Below are 1,718 nucleotides of genomic sequence, written 5' to 3'. Positions count from 1 at the left end.
CCCAGCTCCGGATCGACCAGGCGCATGTCCAAGGCGGCCTTGCGCCCATCGGAGCTGACCTTGAGCATGTTGTCCTCGGTCCGGTCCACTAGACGCGCCTGGATCGCCTCGGCCCGCCGGCCGATCTCTTCGATGTACGCCTCGAGCTCCGCAGAGGCCTCTACCGGGACCATGCGTGGCAGACGTTTCCCGTCCTCCCGCTCCACCAGATCTGGAGTAGGGAGTTTGAGGTCCTCGGCGGTCTTCACGTCGGCGAAGGTGTGGAACATCTTCAGCAGCTCCGGGACGTTCTGGAACTTCGCGAAACGCTCCTTGAGCTTGAAATGGTCTCCGCCGGCCACCGAGAGCTCCATCTCGGTCACCACCTGACCGAAGGTCGCCGCCCAGGTGTCGAAGTCGTGGATCCCGGCCCGCTCCAGCAGCTCCGGGCCGAGGTAGCGCTGCATCACGTACATCTCGGTCACCGAATTGGCGATCGGGGTGGCCGTGGCCCCGGTCATCACGCGGTCCCCGTGCTGGGATCGTAGGTACTCGACCTTCATGTGCAGGTCGGTGGCCCGGCCTGATCCTGGATCGATAGCCGCGTCTTGGATGTTCGAGGGTGTCGAGAGATTCTTGAAATCGTGTAGCTCGTCGACCACCAGGTAGTCGATGCCGGTCTGCTCGAAGGTGATGCCGGGGTCGGTCGACCGGTCCATCTTCTTCTTGAGCTTTTCCTCCGTAGCTTGGAGGCGCGCTTCCATGCGCTTGATCGACATGGTGTCCGCCCCGCTGGCTGTGGCCCGTTCGTTGGCCGCCTCTAGTTCGGCGCGCTGGCGCCCCACTTCGGAGAGGTTGTAAGCGTTCTTCGACTCCTCGGAGAGCTCGATGCGCTCAAACGCTGTACGGGTCATGATGATTCCGTCCCAGTCGCTGGCCGCCGCACGGGCGACAAAGGTGCGCCGCTTCTCGCCCTTCAAATCGGCCGAGGAAGCGGCCAGGATCTGCGCCTGGGGGTAGAGCTGCAACCACTCCCGGGTGAACTGCTCGAGCATGTGATTGGGCACTACCACCACTGGTTTGCGCGCCATGCCCAACCGGCGCAGCTCCATCGCCCCCATGACCATCTCAGCGGTCTTGCCCGCCCCCACCTCGTGGAAGAGCCCCACCGAGGGCTCCGAGAGCATCCGGGCGACGGCCGCGCGCTGATGCGGGCGCGGGGTGAAGTTCTTCACCAGCCCCGGGAAGCTCAGCCGCTCTCCCTCGGCGGTGTAGTCGCGCAGCACGATGGAGTTGAACCGCCGGTTGTACTCATCCACCAGCCCCGCCGCCCGAGCAGGGTCCTCCCACACCCACTCGCTGAAACGCTCCTGCATCAGCGCCGCCTTCTCCTGTGCAGCGGTGGTCTCGGTGGCGTTGACCACCCGGCGGTTGCCCTCGGGGTCGGTGGGGTCTGGGTCGGTGACCTGGATGCGGCGCTGCTCGGTCAGGTTCTTGAAGATGTCCCCGGCGGCCATCCGTTCGGTGCCCCAGTCGTTGCGGGCGGCGAAGACATGGCGGCTGGCTTTCACGTCCCAGGTGGCCCCGCTGATCCGGTCCACCCGCGCCGCCGGGTCTTTGATGATGTGGCGCAGGAACTGCTCGTGGATTTCCGGGGCCACCCACACGGCCCCGATGCGGGCCTCGATCTCATCGGCTCCCAGTGGGGCCGGCAGTACGGCCTCCAGGGCCGCGACGTT

Annotated in this window: 1 protein-coding gene; it reads right to left on the bottom strand. The window is 65.9% G+C overall.

Annotated elements, in window-relative coordinates; translation table 11 throughout:
* The coding region (locus BJF77_RS02450; protein WP_158041165.1) for a DEAD/DEAH box helicase family protein at positions 1-1,718 on the bottom strand (1,718 nt) is incomplete at both ends.

Source organism: Kocuria sp. CNJ-770, assembly GCF_001942375.1.
In the GTDB taxonomy this organism is placed as follows: domain Bacteria; phylum Actinomycetota; class Actinomycetes; order Actinomycetales; family Micrococcaceae; genus Kocuria; species Kocuria oceani.
The sequence above is the reverse complement of the archived record's forward strand: the minus strand, read 5'-3'. Positions and strand labels throughout refer to the sequence as shown.